Genomic DNA, 18,883 nt, shown 5'->3' with positions numbered 1-18,883 from the left:
CCGTTTCATTTTTGTCCGATTGTTGATTTTTTCTGGATAGGCGCTCCCTTGAATTGGATCACCGAATTTAAAATTCCCATCGGCTCCTGGGCCAAAGCCTTCGTGGACTGGCTCACCTCGAACGGCGCGTGGTTCTTCGACCAGCTCGCCTCGCTGCTGTCGCACGTGATTGACGGGCTGCTCTTCGTGCTGCAGAAGCCTCACCCGCTGATCGTCATCGCCGCCATCGCCGCCATCGCCTTCTGGCTGCGCCGATCGATCGCGATCACCCTCTTCACCTGTCTGGGGCTGCTGCTCATCGTCAACCAGGGCTACTGGAAGGAAACGACGGAGACGCTCGCTCTCGTGCTCGCCTCCACTTTCGTCAGCATGGTGATCGGCATTCCGCTCGGGATTGCAGCGGCCCGCCGCGCCTGGGTCTATGCCGCCATGCGCCCGGCGCTCGATCTCATGCAGACCATCCCGACATTCGTCTATTTGATCCCGGCGCTGATCCTGTTCGGCCTCGGCATGGTGCCGGGCCTGATCGCAACCGTCATCTTCGCGATCCCTGCCCCCATCCGGCTGACGCGCCTCGGCATCATCTCGACGCCGCCATCCCTCGTCGAGGCCGCCGTGGCCTTCGGCGCTAGGCCGATGCAGGTGCTGCGCAAGGTCGAGCTTCCCTTTGCCATGCCACAGATTATGGCGGGCCTCACCCAGACCATCATGCTGTCGCTGTCGATGGTGGTCATCGCCGCCCTCGTCGGCGCCGACGGTCTCGGCGTGCCTGTCGTGCGCGCACTGAACACCGTCAATGTCGCGAAAGGCTTCGAAGCCGGTCTTTGTATCGTCATTCTGGCGATCATCCTCGACCGCATGTTCCGCACGGCGGGTGAAGGAGACGGTGCATGACCGCGGTAAGCTTCAAGGACGTCAGCATTATCTTCGGCAACAAGCCCGAAACCGCGCTTGCCATGGCCGACCAGGGCAAAACGCGCGACGAGATCGGTGCTGCGACCGGCCTGGTGCTCGGCGTCGCCAATGCCTCGCTGACGATCGAGGAGGGCGAGATCCTCGTGCTGATGGGGCTTTCCGGCTCCGGCAAGTCGACGCTGCTGCGCGCCGTCAACGCGCTCGCTCCTGTCGTGCGCGGCGATGTCGCGGTCTCGACCTCCACCGGGCCCGTCAACCCTTATAAATGCAATGCCAGGGCGCTGCGCGACCTGCGCACCCACACCGTCTCCATGGTGTTCCAGCAGTTCGCCCTGCTGCCGTGGCGCACCGTCGCCGAGAATGTCGGCTTCGGCCTCGAGCTCGCCGGCATGCCGGAGGCCGAACGCAAGGTGCGCATCGGCGAGCAGCTCGAACTCGTCAACCTGACGAAATGGGCCGACCGCAAGGTCAACGAACTCTCAGGCGGCATGCAGCAGCGCGTCGGGCTTGCCCGCGCCTTTGCCACCGGCGCCCCGATCCTGTTGATGGACGAGCCGTTCTCGGCACTCGATCCGTTGATCCGCACCCGCCTGCAGGACGAGCTCCTGGAATTCCAGCGGCGGCTGAAGAAGACCATCCTCTTCGTCAGCCACGATCTCGACGAAGCCTTCCGTATCGGCAACCGCATTGCCATCATGGAGGGCGGCCGCATCATCCAGTGCGGAACGCCGCATGACATCGTCAAGAATCCTGCCGACCAGTATGTCGCCGATTTCGTGCAGCATCTCAACCCGATCAGCATGCTGACGGCGGCCGACGTGATGCAGCCCGGCCTCGGTCAGACGGCCGCCGGCATGAGCGTCAGCGCCACGGCCCGCGCCGCGACCCCGCTCGTCGATATCCTCGACGTGCTTGCCCGCCAGCCGGGCAGCATCGGCATCGTGGAAAACGGCGCGGTGATCGGCACCATCACGGCCCAGGATATCGTCGCCGGCCTCACCCGCCATCGCCGCAGGCAGGACGCTTGATGTTTTCAATCCGCTTTGTCACAAAGCGGATATGAAGGATCAGCCCTCGCCCATACGTGAAACCGACGACGATGCCCGCAAACTCGCCCGCGTGCTTCTGCGCTCCGCGCGGCACGCGGCGATTGCTGTTCTCGACCCCGAGACCGGCTTTCCCTTCGCCAGCCGCGTGCTCGTCGCCACCGATATTGACGGCACCCCCGTCATTCTCGTTTCGAAGCTCTCTGCCCATACCAAAGCGCTCGCCGGAGACGCGCGCGCCTCGCTCCTGACCGGCGAGCCCGGCAAGGGCGATCCGCTCGCCCACCCTCGCCTGACGACCCAATGCCTGGCAGAACCCGTCGAGCGTGGCAGCGCCGTCCACGAGCGTATCCGCACGCGTTTTCTCGCTCGCCACACCAAGGCAAAGCTTTATATCGACTTTCCCGATTTCCTCTTCTTCCGTCTCAAACCGGAGCAGGCCAGCCTCAATGGCGGCTTCGGCCGCGCCTACCAGCTCGATGGGAGCGATCTCATCATTCAGTCGGCAGCCAATGAGGAGATCGCCGCCCGCGCGGCAGAAACAGTGCGAGATTTAGTAGAACGCCACCCTGATGTGGCCGAGGCCCTCGCTACCCGATTAAACGCGCCGGAATCGGCTTCCTGGCGCATTTGTGGTATCGATTCCTCAGGTTTTGACCTCGTTTCCGGCGATTTTCTGCTGCGATACGAATTCGAAACCCTCGCCGGGGATGCCGATCACATTTGTTCAAACATATCTAAAATAGCATACTCGATACCTTAAATTTAGGTATATACAATCTTCGACCCTAGTTGCTAGTTTCTGAGCGTGGGGAAAAATCGCGATTGACGGCCTGTGCCAGCACGCATGATGTACGTTTCGCATTAGGAAGATGATAATATGGAAACCACTAATTTGGCCGATCACACCAATGTGGCGGCAGCGTTATTGTCGGCAATGGCAAACCCCAAGAGATTGCTGATCCTGTGCAGCCTGGTGAAGGGTGAAGTGGCCGTCGGCGTACTTGCAACGCAGGTCGGCCTCAGCCAGTCCGCACTCTCTCAGCACCTGTCGAAACTGCGGGCGCAGAAGCTGGTGAAGACCCGGCGTGACGCACAGACCATTTACTATTCCAGCACCTCCGAGCCGGTGATGAAGATCCTGGCAACGCTCGAAGACATTTACTTGGTGGCGAACAGGAACAGATCCGCCGCTTGATGATAGCGCTGACATGAATGTCGGCCGATGCCACGCCGCAAGGGGATGTTCCCGGAGGCGCGGCAACGAAATTTCAGCACCTGAACCTTATGGCACGACCGGCAAACCTTGTGATTGCCGGTCGTGCCCTTTTTGCTGGACCTGCCGGTCCCGGAATTTCCCCCAGGCTTCCTGTCGCGAGCGGCACCCCCGGGCGTTTTACCGTTGACGCTTCGAGCAGCCCTGATAATTTGACCAGGCAGTCAAAATATGGGCGTGAAGCCCCGGGAACCGGCCATCAGAGGCCAGGAGAACAGCATGTCCAACCGCCTCAACGCACCGAACGATCTTCGCGCCTTCTGGATGCCGTTCACGGCAAATCGCCAGTTCAAGAAGGAGCCACGCTTGTTCGTCGGCGCCAAGGACATGTACTACACGACCCATGACGGCCGTCAGGTGCTGGACGGCACGGCAGGCCTCTGGTGCGTCAATGCGGGCCATTGCCGCCCGAAGATCACCGAGGCGATCCGCGAGCAGGCCGGCGAGCTCGACTATGCGCCGGCCTTCCAGCTCGGCCATCCCAAAGCCTTCGAACTGGCGAACCGCCTGGTCGACATCGCCCCGGAAGGCCTGAACCACGTCCTCTACACCAATTCCGGATCCGAATCCGTCGAGACGGCGCTCAAGGTGGCGCTCGCCTATCACCGCGTGAAGGGCAATGGTTCACGCTTCCGCCTGATCGGCCGCGAGCGCGGCTATCACGGCGTCAATTTCGGCGGCATCTCCGTCGGCGGCATCGTCACCAACCGCAAGATGTTCGGCACGCTTTTGACTGGCGTCGACCACATGCCGCACACCCACCAGCCCGGCAAGAACAATTTTACCCGCGGCGAGCCGGAACACGGCGGCGACATCGCCTCCGAACTGGAGCGGATCGTCACCCTGCATGACGCTTCCACCGTCGCCGCCGTCATCGTCGAGCCGGTGGCCGGCTCCACCGGCGTGTTGATCCCGCCAAAAGGCTACCTGCAGAAACTGCGCGAGATCTGCACCAAGCACGGCATCCTGCTGATCTTCGACGAGGTCATCACCGGTTTCGGCCGCCTCGGCGCTCCCTTCGCCGCGCAATATTACGACGTCAAGCCCGACATGATCACCGCCGCCAAGGGACTGACCAACGGCGTCATTCCGATGGGCGCCGTCTTCGTCACCTCCGAGATCCATGATGCCTTCATGAACGGCCCGGAGCACATGATCGAGTTCTTCCACGGCTACACCTATTCCGGCAATCCGATCGCCTCCGCCGCAGCGCTTGCCACGCTCGACACCTACAAGGAAGAAGGGCTGCTGACACGCGCCGCCGAGCTTTCCGACTACTGGGCCGACGCGCTGCATTCGCTGAAAGACTGCCCCAATGTCATCGACATCAGGAACACCGGCCTGATCGGCGCGATCGAGCTCGATCCGATCGCCGGCGAGCCCACCAAGCGCGCCTTCACCGCCTTCCTGAAAGCCTATGAAAGCGGTCTGTTGATCCGCACCACCGGCGATATCATCGCGCTCTCCCCGCCGCTGATCATCGAGAAGCACCATATCGACGAACTCTTCGGCAAGCTACGCACCATCCTGCAGAACAACATCTGAGAGATCTCACGCTTTTCGCATCATGGCCTGCGGCGGGTGCAAGCCCACGCAGGCTTTTTGCCGCCGTGACGGGTTGACCTCAGGTCACCGAGGCGACGGAAAGGCAGAGGGCGAATTTTTTCAGGAGCCGGCGATCGAAGTGCCCTTCATTCCCGAGCATCCATTTCAGTGCGTCGCTCGCGCTCCAAGCCGCCTTGTATGACCGCACCGAGGTGATGGCGTCATAGACATCGCAGATTGTCGCAATTCGCGTGTAGAGGCTCACCTCTTTGCCGGACAGCCTGCGCGGGTAGCCCTTGCCGTCGATGCGCTCATGGTGATTGAGGCAGACATCGAGAATGATCTCCGACATGCCCTCCTGCCGCGACAGGAAAGCGTGCCCCTTCTCCGGATGGCCGCGGATCAAGCTGATCTCGTCCTGTTCCAGAGGCCCGGCCTTGTTGAGCACCTCAAGCGGAATTTCAAGCTTGCCGACATCATGCAGCAACCCCGCGGTACCGAGCATTTGGACCGTATGCTCGTCGAGTGCGAGATGGCGGCTGAACAGGATCATCAGCGCGCTCACCGAAATGGAATGGAGGAAGGTCACTTCGTCTTTTGATTTCAAACGCGTGACGTTCAGGAAAACCGAGGGATGTTCCTCCATCGACTTGGAGACGGATGAAATCACCGGCGCCACATGCGCGACACTGATTGCATCGCCATTCCGCAGCCTCGCGAAAGCCTCTTCCAGCACCTGCACGGATTTCTGGACGGTTTCGCGCGCGGCCTGGATATCGATCTCGATGTCGCGGGCCGGCAAGCCGTTGGTATCGAGCCCCTTGCTGGTGTTGATGACGACCCTGGCAGTGCCGCATTTGCGAATTTTCGCGGCATCGATCTCGCGCCGCAGAGAAAATCTGCGCTTGGACAAAAGCGGATCCTGCCACAGGCCCTCAACGGCCTCCACAAACATTCCGATACACACTTGGCTGGCGTCGATACGCTTGAGCATCCAGTCTCTGTTTCCCGATGTCTTTATCTAATTATTTGTAAGAGTCTCTTTTTCAATGCTGCGGTATTTTGGGTATCGGGGATACTACCGCCACGGGCCAAACTAACGGTTAATGGGAAAGATAAAGAACCATTACAGAGGTGGTTTCGTCTGGGCGGAGGCGCCGCCCTCTGCAACTTCCTTATGGGAAATCGCCGAAAAACGAAGAAAATGATCGCCTTCGAACGCGTTTCCGCCCGGATCGATCCGATTTCCCTTCCGTTTTGTTATGAACTTGCGCAAACCCGCCAAAATTCTTAGAAATCTCGCCATGAGCCTTCCCGAGTCAAATATGGCCGGCAGGCTCACGGATCGCGCCCTTGTCGATCGTCCTTGGCACGGCTCAAAGGGCCGTTGAATGATCGGAAAAACCGGCGCGACACCTCATCGCGGGTCGAAGGACCCCACCCAAGGAGACAGATAATGACCCTCAAGACACTGACGGCGACGCTCGTTGCGTCGCTTGCCTTCGCGCCGCTTGCCCATGCCGATATCACCATCGGCCTGATTGCGCCGCTGACCGGCCCCGTCGCCGCCTATGGCGACCAGGTGAAGAACGGCGCTCAGACCGCCGTCGACGAGATCAACAAGAAGGGCGGCATTCTCGGCGAGAAAGTGGTTCTCGAACTGGCCGACGATGCCGGCGAACCGAAGCAGGGCGTTTCCGCTGCCAACAAGGTTGTCGGCGACGGCATCCGCTTCGTCGTCGGCCCGGTGACCTCGGGTGTTGCCATTCCGGTTTCGGACGTGCTGGCAGAAAATGGCGTGCTGATGGTCACCCCGACCGCGACAGCGCCTGACCTTACCAAGCGCGGTCTCACCAACGTGCTGCGCACCTGCGGCCGCGACGACCAGCAGGCCGAAGTTGCCGCCAAATACGTGCTGAAGAATTTCAAGGATAAGCGCATCGCCATCGTCAACGACAAGGGCGCCTACGGCAAGGGTCTCGCCGACGCCTTCAAGGCGACGCTGAACGCCGGCGGCGTCACCGAAGTCGTCAATGACGCGATCACGCCCGGCGACAAGGATTTCAGCGCGCTAACCACCCGCGTCAAATCAGAGAAGGTCGATGTGGTCTATTTCGGCGGCTACCACCCGGAAGGCGGTCTGCTCGCCCGCCAGCTGCATGACCTCGCCGCCAACGCGACGATCATCGGCGGCGACGGCCTCTCCAACACCGAATTCTGGGCGATCGGCACGGATGCGGCGGCAGGCACGCTGTTCACCAATGCCTCCGACGCCACCAAGAACCCGGATTCCAAGGCCGCCGCCGATGCGCTCGCTGCCAAGAACATCCCGGCAGAAGCCTTCACGCTCAACGCTTATGCCGCCGTCGAAGTGCTGAAAGCCGGCATTGAGAAGGCCGGCAGCGCCGAGGATGCGGAAGCCGTCGCGGCCGCACTGAAAGACGGCAAGGAAATCCAGACCGCCATCGGCAAGGTCACCTACGGCGAAACCGGCGACCTGACTTCGCAGAGCTTCTCGCTCTACAAGTGGGAAGGCGGTAAGATCGTCGCTGCCGAATAAGCGCGACGCTGAGACACGATCGGGCGCCATCGGCGCCCGATTTCGTTGGCGGGCATCGCATGTCGGCGCAGATCGGTTATAACGTTGGAATCGTCCAATGTGAGCAATGCCATGACCGCAAGTCTCGAACGTCTGATCGACCAGGGCGTCGGCCGCGAGCCGGCCGATATCGTGCTGAAGGGCGGCAGCTTCTTCGATCTCGTCACCGGCGAAATCGTCCGCTCCGATATCGCCATCGGCGCCGATCGCATCGTCGGCACCTCAGGCGATTATGAGGGCGAGACCGAGATCGATATCGCCGGCAGGATCGTCGTTCCGGGCTTCATCGACACGCATCTGCACATCGAATCCTCGCTGGTGACGCCGCATGAATTTGATCGCTGCGTCCTGCCCTATGGTGTCACCACCGCGATCTGCGATCCGCACGAGATCGCCAATGTGCTCGGCGCCGCCGGTATCGAATTCTTTCTCCAATCTGCGCTCGAGACGATCATGGACATCCGTGTCCAGCTCTCCTCCTGTGTCCCGGCTACTCATCTCGAAACATCAGGCGCCGACCTGCCGATCGAGAGCCTCCTGCCCTTCCGCCATCATCCGAAAGTCATCGGCCTTGCCGAGTTCATGAATTTCCCCGGTGTGATCCATAAGGATCCCGTCTGCATGGCCAAGCTCGACGCCTTCCAGGGCGGCCATATCGACGGCCATGCGCCGCTGCTTTCCGGCAACGACCTGAACGGCTACCTCGCAGCCGGCATCCGCACCGAGCACGAGTGCACGACTGCTAGGGAAGCGCTGGAAAAGATCCGCAAGGGCATGCATATCCTGGTGCGCGAAGGCTCGGTCTCCAAGGACCTCGCGGCGCTGATCCCCATCATCACCGAGCGGCTTTCTCCCTATCTCGCGCTCTGCACCGACGACCGCAATCCGCTCGATATCGCCGAACAGGGCCATCTCGATCACATGATCCGCACGGCGATCGCCGCGGGTGTCGAGCCCTTGGCGATCTACCGCGCCGCTTCGATCTCGGCCGCCCGCGCCTTCGGTCTGCGGGACCGTGGCCTGGTGGCGCCCGGCTGGCGCGCCGATCTCGTGGTTCTCGACAGCCTGGAAAGCTGCCGCGCCGAAATGGTCTTCTCAGCCGGCCGCCGCGTCACCGACGCGCTCTTTTCCAAGCGCAGGCCGGTTGCCCCGATCGGCCTCGACAGCGTCAAGGCCCGGACGGTCAATGCCGCCCATTTCGGCGTACCGGCCAGAGAGGGTGAAACATCGGTCATCGGCGTCATGCCGGGCAAGATCATCACCGAGCATCGCCGCTACCGCCTGCCGGTCAGGGGCAACGAGACATCAGTCGATCTTGCCAACGACATCATCAAGGTCGCCGTCATCGAGCGCCATGGCAAGAATGGCAACCACGCCAACGGCTTCGTCCAGGGTTTCGGCCTGAAGAAGGGTGCCATCGCCTCCACCGTCGGCCATGACAGCCACAATATCTGCGTCGTCGGCGTCGACGAGGACGACATGGCGCACGCCGCAAACCGCCTCGGCGAGATCAAGGGCGGCTTCGTCGTGGTGGAGGACGGCAAGGTCACCGGCGAAATCGCCCTGCCCATCGCCGGCCTGATGAGCCTCGAACCCTACGAGACAGTCCGCGATACGCTGCATCATCTGCGCAAGGCCGCCTTCGCACTCGGCGCCACGCTGGAAGAACCCTTCCTCCAGCTCGCCTTCCTGCCGCTGCCGGTCATCCCGCACCTGAAGATATCCGATCGCGGCATGGTCGATGTGGACAAGTTCGCGCTGATCGGGTGATGAGCCCTCGCAGAATGAGCGGCAGGTCGAGGCTTCGACACCTATCGCCATCCTTCCGGCAATTCATCGCCTTCGACCGGCTCCGCATCGGATACTTTGTCGAGCAGCTTCGCTAGACCGTCGCCACTGGCGCCGCCTGCCGAAACCCGTGCACAAAACCCATCCAGCGCCGCAAGCTTCACCGACCCTGAGCCCGCCACCGCCTCAAACCCGGGAATGGCGAACGCCTCCCCGAGCGCCATGCCGTCAGGCAGGCGGAATTCGGCCGGTTTGCGTGTCAGGTTGAAAACGAAGAGCAGCCTTTCGCCGCCCTTTTCGCGCGTGAAGGCCAATAGATCCTGGTTGGTGCCGATGAAGGTCATCTCGCCATCGATCAGCGCCGGGTGCTGCTTTCGGAATGCGAGCGTCTTGCGGTAGTGATTGAGCACCGAGCTGTCACTCCCCTCCTGCGTATCCACGGAAAGTGCTGCCTGCTCGTAAGGCACTGGCAGCCAGCTCTTCTCGGCCGAGGTGAAGCCCGCATGCGCCTTGCCCGCCTCCCAGGGCATCGGCGTGCGGCATCCGTCGCGGCCTTTGAAGGCTGGCCAGAAGCGGATGCCGTAGGGATCACGCAGATCTTCGAAGGCAAGCTCGGCCTCCGGCAGCCCGAGTTCTTCGCCCTGATAGAGGCAGATCGAGCCGCGCAGCGCCGAAAGCACCGAGATCGCCAGCTTGGCGATGACGGGCCGCTCTTCCGCCGTCAGCGCGAAGCGGCTGACGTGGCGCATGACATCGTGATTGGAAAAAGCCCAGCAGACCCAGCCGTCGGTCACCGCCTTTTGGAAAGCCTCGACGCAGCCGCGAATATGCTCGGCGGTGAAATCGGGCCCAAGCAGGTCGAACGTGTAGCACATATGCAGCTTGTCGCCGCCGCTCGTATAGGCGGCCACCGTCTTCAGCGAACGCGCCCCGTCGCCGACCTCGCCAACTGTCGTGCGATCCTCGTACTGGTCGAGCAGCCCCCGGAAGCGTTTGAGGAAATCGACGTTTTCCGGCTGCGTCTTGTCATAGAGGTGATTCTGCATGCCGTAGGGGTTGCTGTCGGGCGCATCGAGGCCGGCATCATTCTCATCGGGCTCGTGCGGCGGATTGCTTCTGAGCTGCTTGTCGCAGAAATAATAGTTGACCGTATCCAGCCGGAAGCCGTCGACGCCGCGGTCGAGCCAGAACTTCACGGTCTCCAGCACTGCATCCTGCACCGCCTTGCTGTGGAAATTGAGGTCGGGCTGTGAGGTGAGGAAATTGTGCTGGTAATATTGCCGGCGCACGCCGTCCCACTCCCAGCCGGGCCCGCCGAAGATCGACAACCAGTTGTTTGGCGCCGTACCATCCGGCTTCGGGTCGGCCCAGACATACCAGTCCGCCCTAGGATTGGTCCGACTCGTCCGGCTTTCGACGAACCAGGGATGCCGGTCCGACGTATGCGAGATGACCTGGTCGATGACGACCTTGAGGCCGAGCCTGTGCGCCTCGGCCATCATCTCGTCGAAATCATCAAGCGTGCCAAAGATCGGATCGACGTCGCAGTAATCGGAAACGTCGTAACCCATGTCGGCCATCGGCGACTTGAAGAAGGGCGAGAGCCAGATCGCGTCGACACCGAGGCTGGCAATATGCGGCAGCCGGCGGGTGATCCCCTTGAGGTCGCCGAGACCGTCGCTGTTGGTGTCCTGAAACGAGCGCGGATAGACCTGATAGATCACCGCGCCGCGCCACCAATCCGCATTCCCGCCCGTCTGCAATACCATCGGCTACGTCTCCTGCTTGTTTGTGCTCGCCACACTAAAGCGGACGAAACAAAAGACAACCACATCAAGCCGTTATGAGAGTGCTGCCGATGTCGCGGCATGCCGTCGCGATCCGACAAGGGGGAGACGTATATAGGCTTGTCCACAACCCGTCTCCAGCTTCCGGATTTGGGGTTGCAACGCGATTCCTTTGCGATAAGGTGCGCACTGACCTGCACGTAAGAGGTCAAATGTCGGGAACAGATGTCTAATAAGGGCGCAAAGCCTAGAAAGGTGAACCCACGATGAACCAGTTCACGAAAAAATTTCTCGCCTCCGCAATGTTTGGCACATTGCTGGCGTTTTCAGCGCATGCGGCCACACTCAATATTCACAATGGTGGCGACCCGCAGTCGCTCGATCCCCAGAAGCTGTCGGGCGACTGGGAAAACCGCATCGCCGGCGATATCTTCGAAGGCCTCGTCACCGAGGACGCCAAGGACAATCCGGTCCCCGGCCAGGCCGAAAGCTGGACGATTTCGCCGGATGGCAAGGTCTACACCTTCAAGCTTCGCGACGGCATCAAGTGGTCCGATGGCCAGCCGGTAACGGCAGGAGACTTCGTCTTCGCCTTCCAGCGCCTCGTCGACCCGAAGAACGCCGCCGACTATGCCTATCTGCAGTTCACCATCAAGAATGCCGAAAAGATCAACAAGGGTGAGATCACCGATCTCAACCAGCTCGGCGTCAAGGCGATCGACGACAAGACGCTGGAGATCACCCTCGAAAATCCGACCCCCTATTTCCTCAATGCACTGATGCATTACACCGCCTATCCGCTGCCCAAACATGTCGTCGAGGCGAAGGGACAGGATTGGGTCAAGATCGGCAATATCGTCACCAACGGCCCCTATAAGCCGGTCGAATGGGTGCCGGGCTCGCATGTCACGACTGTTAAGAACGACCAGTGGTACGACACCAAGGACCTGAAGATCGACGGCGCCAAATTCTTCGTGCTCGAGGACCAGGAAGCCGCGCTGAAACGCTACCGCGCCGGCGAATTCGACATCCTGACCGACTTCCCGACCGACCAGTACGAGTGGATGAAGAAGAACTTGCCTGGCCAGGCGCATGTGGCGCCCTTCTCCGGCCTCTACTACTACGTCATCAATTCGACCAAGCCGCCCTTCGCCGACAAGCGCGTGCGCCAGGCTCTCTCCATGGCGATCAACCGCGAAGTCATCGGCCCGCAGATTCTCGGCACCGGCGAACTGCCGGCCTACTCCTGGGTTCCGCCGGGCACGGCAAACTACGGCGAGCCGGCCTATGTCTCCTGGAAAGATCTTCCCTATAAGGACAAGGTCGAAGAGGCCAAGAAGCTGCTGAAGGAAGCCGGTTTCGGTCCGGATCATCCGCTGACTGCCGAGCTCAAATATAACACCAACGACAACCATAAACGCATCGCCGTGGCGATCGCCTCCATGTGGAAGCCGCTCGGCGTCAATGTCGAACTCGTCAATGCCGAGACCAAAGTGCACTATGATCAGTTGCAGCGCGGCGAAGTACAGATCGGCCGCGCCGGCTGGCTCGCCGATTACAACGATCCGGATAATTTCCTGAACCTCCTGGTGACAGGCGTTCAGATGAACTACGGCCGCTGGTCTAATCCCGAGTACGACAAGCTGATCAAGGACGGAAACGCCGAGACGGATCTCACCAAGCGCGCTGCAATGTTCAAGAAGGCCGAGCAGCTTGCGTTGGATGATTCTGCCGCCCTACCGATCTACTACTATGTTTCGAAGAACGTCGTTTCGCCGAAGATTGAAGGCTTCGTCGATAATATTCAGGACATCCACCGCACTCGCTGGCTGTCGATGAAAGAGTAAGGGAAGACGGTCCTTCCCGCACATTGCGGGAAGGACCGGCCCACGACCATGATCAAATACGCTCTCCGTCGTCTGCTATCGACGATCCCGGTTCTGTGGATCGCCGTCACAGCCTGTTTTTTCGTTTTGCGCCTTGCCCCCGGCGGCCCGTTCGATGGCGAAAGGCCATTGCCGCCGGTGATCCTGAAAAACCTTGCCGTCCACTACAACCTCGATAAGCCGCTGATCCAGCAGTACCTGATCTATGTCGGCGACCTGCTGCGAGGCGATCTCGGCCCCTCCTTCGCCAGTGAGGACTTTACCGTCGCCCAGCAGATTATGATCGGTCTGCCTTACACTTTCACCATCGGCACCGCTGCCTTCCTGATTGCCATCATCGTCGGCGTCGCCGTCGGCTGTCTTGGGGCGCTCTACCAGAACAAGGCCCCGGATTACATTCTGGGCGCCCTTATCCTGGTCGGCGTCGTGCTGCCGAACTTCCTGATCGCGCCGATCCTGCAGCTTATCTTCGGCATCCACCTCGCCTGGTTTCCGGTCGGCGGCTGGGGTGACGGTTCAATCAAATACCTAATCCTGCCGATCGTCGTGCTGGCCCTGCCGCATGCCGGTCGCATCTCGCGCATAACCCGCGGCTCGATGATCGAGGTGATGAACCAGAACTTCATCCGCACCGCCAAGGCCAAGGGCATCGGCCCGCGCCTGACGGTGATGCGCCATGCGCTGAAGCCCGCCCTGATGCCTGTCGTCTCCTATCTCGGACCGGCGGCAAGTTACCTTCTCACCGGCTCGCTTGTTGTCGAAAGCATCTTCGGATTGCCCGGCATCGGTCGCTATTTCGTCAACGCAGCGCTGAACCGCGATTACGGCATGGTTCTGGGCACAGTCATCTTCTACATGGTGCTGATCGTGTTCCTGAACCTTCTGGTCGACATCGCCTATGCCTGGCTGGACCCGAAAGTGAGAAACCGATGATCCTCAATCCCGCAAAACGCGAGCTGCTGGCCCAGGAGCTTCTGGAGGCGGAGGGCCTGGCACCCGAAGGCCGTTCGCTCACCAAGGATGCGCTGCGCCGTCTCGGTCGCAACAAGGCGGCCGTCCTGTCGACCGTCGTTCTGGCGCTCTTGATCCTCGCAGCCTTCCTCGGCCCCTGGTTCATTCCCTTCAATTATGAGGATCCGGATTGGGCCGCCTTCCGCATCCCGCCGTCGATCGAGACCGGCCATTATTTCGGCACCGACCCGAACGGGCGCGATCTTCTCGCCCGCGTGCTCTACGGTACCCGCGTCTCGCTCGCCGTGGCGCTGACGGCCACCGTCGTCTCCGTCGTCATCGGCGTGCTCTACGGCGCAATCTCGGGCTATATCGGCGGCAGGCTGGATGCGATCATGATGCGCTTCGTCGACATCATGTATGCGCTTCCCTATATCCTTTTCGTCATCCTGCTGATGGTCATTTTCGGCCGCAACGTCTATCTGCTCTTTGCCGCGATCGGTGCGCTGGAGTGGCTGACCATGGCCCGCATCGTGCGCGGCCAGACGCTATCGATCAAACATCGCGAATTCATCGAGGCGGCCCGTGCTTCCGGCCAGCGGCCGTTCAAGATCATCGTCAAGCACATCATTCCGAACCTCGTCGGACCGGTGGTCATTTTCGCGGCGCTGACAGTCCCCGAAATCATCGCCACCGAAAGCTTCCTGTCCTATCTCGGCTTCGGTGTGCAGGAACCGCTGACCTCGCTCGGCACGCTGATCGCCGAGGGAACCGATGCCATGGAAAGCATGCCGTGGCTCTTGATCTTCCCCGCCAGCTTCCTCGTGGCGCTGCTACTGAGCCTGCTCTTCATCGGCGACGGCCTGCGCGACGCGTTCGACCCGAAGGATCGATAGAATGCCCCAAGAAAAAGACATCCTTCTCGAACTCAAGGACTATTCGATCACCTTCCAAACGCCTGACGGAGAGGTGAAGGCGGTCTCGAACATGAACCTCACCGTACGGCGCGGCGAACGCATCGCAATCGTCGGTGAGTCCGGCTCCGGCAAGAGCCAGACCTTCCTCGGCATTATGGGCCTGCTTGCCAAGAACGGCAAAACGACGGGGCAGGCGCAGCTTGAGGGCAAGGACGTGCTGACGCTGAAACCGCGTGAGCTCGATCAGATTCGCGGCAAGGACATGGCCATGGTCTTCCAGGACCCGATGACAGCCTTGAATCCGTCGCTGAAGATTTCCCGGCAACTGACAGAACAGCTGGAGGTTCACCGCGGCCTGACGGCGCGCGCCGCCTCCGACGCCGCCCTCGACATGCTGAAACGCGTCGGCATCCCCGACCCGACGCGGCGCTTCCACCTCTATCCGCATGAACTCTCCGGCGGCATGCGCCAGCGCATCGTTATCGCCATGGCGCTGCTGACCAAGCCGAAGTTGCTGATTGCTGACGAGCCGACGACGGCGCTCGACGTCACCATCCAGGCGCAGATCCTCGATCTCTTCAACGACCTGACGGCGGAGATGAACACGGCGCTGATCATGATCACTCACGATCTCGGTGTCGTCGCCGGTCTCGCCGACCGCGTCGCCGTCATGTATGCCGGCCGTATCGTCGAGGAAGCGCCGGTCGACGAACTCTTCGACAATCCGGCCCACCCTTATACGGCGGCGCTGCACGCCTCGATTCCGCGGCCGGACCAGGACGTCGACGACCTCGTCGTCATCCCCGGGCGCCCGCCGAACCTGCAGCATCTGCCGAAGGGCTGCAATTTCTCACCGCGCTGTTCGCAGGTCCAGGATGATTGCATCGACCGTCCGCCACCGCTGGAAATCCTGGCCCCGCGCCACTGCGCCGCCTGTTATCACCCCTTCCCGCGCCGTGAGGAGTTGCTGAACCATGGCTGACCGATCGCTTCTGAGGGTCGAGAACCTGACGACCCAGTTCGAATTGCCGGCGAAGGGCTTGTTCAAGCCGCCGGTCTTCCTCACCGCCGTCAACAATGTCAGCTTCGACCTCGCCGAAGGCCGCACGCTCGGCGTCGTCGGCGAATCCGGCTGTGGCAAATCGACGCTCGGCCGCTCCATCCTGCGGCTGCTGAAATCGCAGAAGGGCCGGATCCTCTGGCAGGGCCGCAATCTTCTCGACCTCTCGGAGGAGGAAATGCGCGCCGCCCGCCGCGACATGCAGATCATCTTCCAGGATCCGATCGCCTCGCTCGACCCGCGCATGACAGTCGGCGACATCATCGCCGAACCGCTCACCGTTTTCGAGCCGAAGCTTTCGAAGGCCGGGCGCACCGAACGTGTCCGCGAGATCATGACCGCCGTCGGCCTGGTACCGGAGATGATCAACCGCTATCCGCACGAATTCTCCGGCGGCCAGGCGCAACGCATCGGCATCGCCCGCGCCGTCGTCACCAAACCGAAGCTCATCATCTGCGACGAGCCGGTTTCGGCTCTCGACGTTTCGATCCAGGGCCAGGTGATCACACTTCTGCGCAAGCTGCGCAAGGAATTCGGCCTGACGCTGATCTTCATCAGCCACGACCTTTCGGTCGTGCGGCTGATCTCGGACGATGTGCTGGTGCTCTATCTCGGCCGCGTGGTGGAAGCAGGCGACTGCGCCACCGTCTTCGATCATCCGGCACACCCCTATACACAGGCGCTGTTTTCCGCCGCCCCGATCCCGGACCCGAAGCTCGCGCGCCTGCGCACCCGCATCCGCCTGCAGGGCGATCCGCCCTCGCCGCTCAACCCGCCGAAAGGCTGCGTCTTCTCTCCCCGCTGCTGGAAGGCGACCGATATCTGTCGCACCGAAATGCCGCCGACCGAGGAAGTCCGCCTCGGGCAGAAGGCCGCCTGCTATCATATGGACAGGCCGTGAAACGCTGCAAAAGCGGACTTATTTTGGGATTAAAATCCCCTGATAAGGAAGATTTATAGGGGCGCGTGTTATCTCGTTCCCGCCCGATCATGGGCTTGGGGAACGCATATATGAAATCGAAATTATCCGGATTGATCGCAGTTGCGACTGCGATCATCGCTGCCTCCGCCGTTTCGGTGCATGCCGAAGATCTGAAATTCAAGCTCACCAACGGCACGAATTCGGTGCTGGAACGCTTCTACAGCGCGCCGACCGGCGTCGACAACTGGGAAGAAGACGTCTTCGGCGACGACGTTCTCAATCCGGGCGAAAGCATCGACATCACCATTGCCGATGGCCGCACCGTCTGCAAATACGATATGCGCTTCGAGTTCGAGGAAGGCTCAAACCTCGCCACCACCGAAGATACGCAGGATCTTTGCCAGATGGGCAGCTATACCATCCACGAATGAGCATCCCTCTCCTGCGCCCGCCTTCGCCTAATGCATGTCGCCCGGAAGTGTACAGCGGTTCCGGGATAACGACATGCATAGAAGCAAAGAGCTAAAGCGCGTGGCATGAATCAATTTCGATGCGGGGCGCTTTAGTTCGCAAAGGCGGGCTTTTCGTGTGCCGCGAGATCAACGCTTGTCACTCCGCCCGGCTCCGCGTATCAGCGATGAAGAGCAATGCCGGGAGGACAAGGTGAGCAGACGGTTTCTATCGATCGGTGAATGCATGGTGGAGCTGTCGCAGGCGGGTGACGGCCTGCTGCGCAAGGGCTTTGCCGGCGATACTTTCAACACCGCCTGGTATGCCCGCGCCTGCCTTGGCCCCGACTGGTCGGTCGATTATTTCACAGCGCTCGGCGACGACGCCATGTCGGATGAAATGGTGGCCTTCATCGACAAGGCAGGCATCGGCACCAGCCTCATCCGCCGCATCAAGGGCAAGACGCCCGGCCTTTACATGATCAATCTGAAGAATGGCGAGCGCTCCTTCAGTTACTGGCGCGACAATTCGGCCGCCCGCAGCCTCGCCGCCGATCCCGACGGCCTGCGTGAGGCGGTGGAGAGCGTTGATGTCGTCTATTTCTCCGGCATCACCCTTGCCATTCTGCCGCAAGAGGATGCCACGACGCTGCTCGCCGAAATCCGCCGCGCCAAAGCCGCCGGCAAGCTCGTAGTGTTCGACCCGAACATCCGTCCCCGCCTCTGGTCGAGTTATGACATCATGCACGCAACGATCAGCGAGGGCGCCCGCTCCTCAGTGATCGTCATGCCGAGCTTCGATGACGAAGCCGCCCATTTCGGTGACGATTCCATCGAAGCGACGGTCCACCGCTATCGCGCGCTGGGCGCTGTCCATATCGTGGTCAAGAATGGCGCCGACGGCGTCAGGCTGAATTTCGCCGGCGAGGAGAGTTTCGTTCCGGCCCAGAAGGTCGAGCAAGTGGTCGATACCACCAGCGCCGGCGACAGTTTCAACGGCGCCTTCCTCGCACACTATCTGGATACAGCGGATGAAACCGCAGCCGCCCGCTTCGCCGCAGGCGTGGCAGCCCGCGTCGTCAGTGAACACGGCGCATTGGTGGCAAAGGAAAAGCTGGGATTGGACGGAGGCTGAGCCCCGCGAGATCCCGAACGAACGCCACGCGAGCGGCCACTCGGCATTCCGACCCCGTTAAAGGCAAAAATCAGGACTTCGTCGGCCGATCGGAATCGCGAACCGCCTCGTCATGATACCAGCAGCTGTCGAGCGCATCGCACACCTCAGCGGCCTCGCGTTCCATGAGCCGCGCGCGTTCGAACCGATTGGCGGCCCGCGTCGGCTTGACGGGGAACTGATAGATCGTTGCGGATTCACGATGGAAACCGGTGGGCATGAGATCGCCTCCATTCAGTTCGGCGCATCGACATTCAAGAACTCGACCATAGCATGATGCACATAGTTTATGCAAATTGCACAATATATATGCACATTAATATTATGATTGATCAATATGCTGACTCCGCCTTGGGCGTCCGCCTATTTGTTCAACACTTCATCATTTCACGCTAACGCCGAATTTTTCATCTGGTTCCGCGGCGGAAATCCGCTTACCTCCGGACGATAAGGGCTGAAGCCGCCCCAAAACGCTGTTTGGGCAAAAGAAAAAAATGGATCTAGGCGGCCCGGTCTGCGATTTTTTTGGGCTGGAGGCCAAACTGGCACGCTACATGCTTTAATAGGT

Annotated in this window: 17 protein-coding genes; 14 read left to right on the top strand and 3 right to left on the bottom strand. The window is 61.0% G+C overall.

Going from position 1 to position 18,883, the window contains the following annotated elements; genetic code table 11:
* Positions 1 to 48 precede the first annotated feature (48 nt).
* The 5 genes from choW to aptA all read left to right on the top strand — a co-directional run bounded on the left by choW (position 49) and on the right by aptA (position 4,782).
* A complete protein-coding gene (gene choW / locus FFM81_RS05720) occupies positions 49 to 894 on the top strand; it encodes a choline ABC transporter permease subunit (RefSeq protein WP_025416767.1) in 846 nt (281 codons plus the stop codon).
* Positions 891 to 1,943, top strand: coding sequence for a choline ABC transporter ATP-binding protein (gene choV, locus FFM81_RS05715; RefSeq protein ID WP_003565588.1), 1,053 nt, complete (start codon positions 891 to 893; stop codon positions 1,941 to 1,943). Before choW ends, choV begins: the two co-directional genes overlap by 4 nt.
* 31 nt (positions 1,944 to 1,974) lie before the next feature.
* Complete coding sequence (locus tag FFM81_RS05710) at positions 1,975 to 2,724, top strand: HugZ family pyridoxamine 5'-phosphate oxidase (protein ID WP_003565589.1); 750 nt, start codon at positions 1,975 to 1,977, stop codon at positions 2,722 to 2,724.
* A 117-nt stretch (positions 2,725 to 2,841) separates the two neighbouring features.
* Positions 2,842 to 3,159: an ArsR/SmtB family transcription factor gene (locus FFM81_RS05705; RefSeq protein ID WP_003565590.1), complete on the top strand. Its 318-nt coding sequence runs from the start codon at positions 2,842 to 2,844 to the stop codon at positions 3,157 to 3,159.
* Between the two features lie 297 nt (positions 3,160 to 3,456).
* Positions 3,457 to 4,782, top strand: a complete 1,326-nt coding sequence (aptA, locus tag FFM81_RS05700; protein WP_003565592.1) for an omega-aminotransferase AptA — start codon at positions 3,457 to 3,459, stop codon at positions 4,780 to 4,782.
* Positions 4,783 to 4,861: 79 nt separating this feature from the next.
* Here aptA and FFM81_RS05695 read toward each other — a convergent pair whose 3' ends face one another.
* On the bottom strand, positions 4,862 to 5,776 hold the full coding sequence (locus FFM81_RS05695; protein WP_003565594.1) for an HD-GYP domain-containing protein: 915 nt from the start codon (positions 5,774 to 5,776) through the stop codon (positions 4,862 to 4,864).
* A 462-nt stretch (positions 5,777 to 6,238) separates the two neighbouring features.
* Here FFM81_RS05695 and FFM81_RS05690 point away from each other — a divergent pair, with 462 nt between their 5' ends.
* Positions 6,239 to 7,342, top strand: a complete 1,104-nt coding sequence (locus tag FFM81_RS05690) for a branched-chain amino acid ABC transporter substrate-binding protein (protein WP_003565596.1) — start codon at positions 6,239 to 6,241, stop codon at positions 7,340 to 7,342.
* Positions 7,343 to 7,453: 111 nt separating this feature from the next.
* Positions 7,454 to 9,151 carry an adenine deaminase gene (ade, locus tag FFM81_RS05685; RefSeq protein ID WP_025416769.1) on the top strand — a complete coding sequence of 566 codons (1,698 nt, stop codon included), beginning with the start codon at positions 7,454 to 7,456 and terminating at the stop codon, positions 9,149 to 9,151.
* A gap of 41 nt (positions 9,152 to 9,192) precedes the next feature.
* On the opposite strand, the gene bglA is transcribed toward ade, so the two are convergent.
* Positions 9,193 to 10,938, bottom strand: coding sequence for a beta-galactosidase BglA (gene bglA, locus FFM81_RS05680; RefSeq protein WP_138384955.1), 1,746 nt, complete (start codon positions 10,936 to 10,938; stop codon positions 9,193 to 9,195).
* Positions 10,939 to 11,222: 284 nt separating this feature from the next.
* Between bglA and FFM81_RS05675 the strand changes: the two genes are divergently transcribed.
* The 7 genes from FFM81_RS05675 (at position 11,223) to FFM81_RS05645 (ending at position 18,276) form a co-directional block, all read left to right on the top strand.
* Positions 11,223 to 12,803, top strand: coding sequence for a peptide ABC transporter substrate-binding protein (locus FFM81_RS05675; RefSeq protein ID WP_003565603.1), 1,581 nt, complete (start codon positions 11,223 to 11,225; stop codon positions 12,801 to 12,803).
* A 48-nt stretch (positions 12,804 to 12,851) separates the two neighbouring features.
* On the top strand, positions 12,852 to 13,775 hold the full coding sequence (locus tag FFM81_RS05670) for an ABC transporter permease subunit (RefSeq protein WP_003565604.1): 924 nt from the start codon (positions 12,852 to 12,854) through the stop codon (positions 13,773 to 13,775).
* Positions 13,772 to 14,689: an ABC transporter permease gene (locus FFM81_RS05665; RefSeq protein ID WP_003565606.1), complete on the top strand. Its 918-nt coding sequence runs from the start codon at positions 13,772 to 13,774 to the stop codon at positions 14,687 to 14,689. The genes FFM81_RS05670 and FFM81_RS05665 overlap by 4 nt, the downstream gene beginning before the upstream one ends.
* Before the next feature lies 1 nt (position 14,690).
* Positions 14,691 to 15,692, top strand: a complete 1,002-nt coding sequence (locus FFM81_RS05660) for an ABC transporter ATP-binding protein (RefSeq protein ID WP_003565608.1) — start codon at positions 14,691 to 14,693, stop codon at positions 15,690 to 15,692.
* Positions 15,685 to 16,671 carry an ABC transporter ATP-binding protein gene (locus tag FFM81_RS05655; protein ID WP_003565610.1) on the top strand — a complete coding sequence of 329 codons (987 nt, stop codon included), beginning with the start codon at positions 15,685 to 15,687 and terminating at the stop codon, positions 16,669 to 16,671. Before FFM81_RS05660 ends, FFM81_RS05655 begins: the two co-directional genes overlap by 8 nt.
* A gap of 110 nt (positions 16,672 to 16,781) precedes the next feature.
* Complete coding sequence (locus FFM81_RS05650) at positions 16,782 to 17,123, top strand: hypothetical protein (protein WP_138384954.1); 342 nt, start codon at positions 16,782 to 16,784, stop codon at positions 17,121 to 17,123.
* 232 nt (positions 17,124 to 17,355) lie between these two features.
* Positions 17,356 to 18,276, top strand: coding sequence for a sugar kinase (locus FFM81_RS05645; RefSeq protein WP_003565614.1), 921 nt, complete (start codon positions 17,356 to 17,358; stop codon positions 18,274 to 18,276).
* 70 nt (positions 18,277 to 18,346) lie between these two features.
* Here FFM81_RS05645 and gstI read toward each other — a convergent pair whose 3' ends face one another.
* Positions 18,347 to 18,535, bottom strand: coding sequence for a glutamine synthetase translation inhibitor GstI (gene gstI, locus FFM81_RS05640; RefSeq protein ID WP_003565616.1), 189 nt, complete (start codon positions 18,533 to 18,535; stop codon positions 18,347 to 18,349).
* Positions 18,536 to 18,883 lie beyond the last annotated feature (348 nt).

It is taken from the genome of Rhizobium hidalgonense (assembly GCF_005862185.2).
Classification (GTDB): domain Bacteria; phylum Pseudomonadota; class Alphaproteobacteria; order Rhizobiales; family Rhizobiaceae; genus Rhizobium; species Rhizobium hidalgonense.
This window is presented reverse-complemented; position numbering and strand designations above follow the sequence as displayed.

Bases quoted from the DNA above. Each gene is read 5' to 3' on its own strand.
- FFM81_RS05690 (WP_003565596.1), top strand. From the start codon at position 6,239: ATGACCCTCAAGACACTGACGGCGACGCTCGTTGCGTCGCTTGCCTTC.
- FFM81_RS05650 (WP_138384954.1), top strand. From the start codon at position 16,782: ATGAAATCGAAATTATCCGGATTGATCGCAGTTGCGACTGCGATCATC.
- choV (WP_003565588.1), top strand. From the start codon at position 891: ATGACCGCGGTAAGCTTCAAGGACGTCAGCATTATCTTCGGCAACAAG.
- FFM81_RS05710 (WP_003565589.1), top strand. From the start codon at position 1,975: ATGAAGGATCAGCCCTCGCCCATACGTGAAACCGACGACGATGCCCGC.
- FFM81_RS05660 (WP_003565608.1), top strand. From the start codon at position 14,691: ATGCCCCAAGAAAAAGACATCCTTCTCGAACTCAAGGACTATTCGATC.
- FFM81_RS05670 (WP_003565604.1), top strand. From the start codon at position 12,852: ATGATCAAATACGCTCTCCGTCGTCTGCTATCGACGATCCCGGTTCTG.
- bglA (WP_138384955.1), bottom strand. From the start codon at position 10,938: ATGGTATTGCAGACGGGCGGGAATGCGGATTGGTGGCGCGGCGCGGTG.
- FFM81_RS05705 (WP_003565590.1), top strand. From the start codon at position 2,842: ATGGAAACCACTAATTTGGCCGATCACACCAATGTGGCGGCAGCGTTA.
- FFM81_RS05665 (WP_003565606.1), top strand. From the start codon at position 13,772: ATGATCCTCAATCCCGCAAAACGCGAGCTGCTGGCCCAGGAGCTTCTG.
- ade (WP_025416769.1), top strand. From the start codon at position 7,454: ATGACCGCAAGTCTCGAACGTCTGATCGACCAGGGCGTCGGCCGCGAG.
- FFM81_RS05655 (WP_003565610.1), top strand. From the start codon at position 15,685: ATGGCTGACCGATCGCTTCTGAGGGTCGAGAACCTGACGACCCAGTTC.
- gstI (WP_003565616.1), bottom strand. From the start codon at position 18,535: ATGCCCACCGGTTTCCATCGTGAATCCGCAACGATCTATCAGTTCCCC.
- FFM81_RS05675 (WP_003565603.1), top strand. From the start codon at position 11,223: ATGAACCAGTTCACGAAAAAATTTCTCGCCTCCGCAATGTTTGGCACA.
- aptA (WP_003565592.1), top strand. From the start codon at position 3,457: ATGTCCAACCGCCTCAACGCACCGAACGATCTTCGCGCCTTCTGGATG.
- FFM81_RS05695 (WP_003565594.1), bottom strand. From the start codon at position 5,776: ATGCTCAAGCGTATCGACGCCAGCCAAGTGTGTATCGGAATGTTTGTG.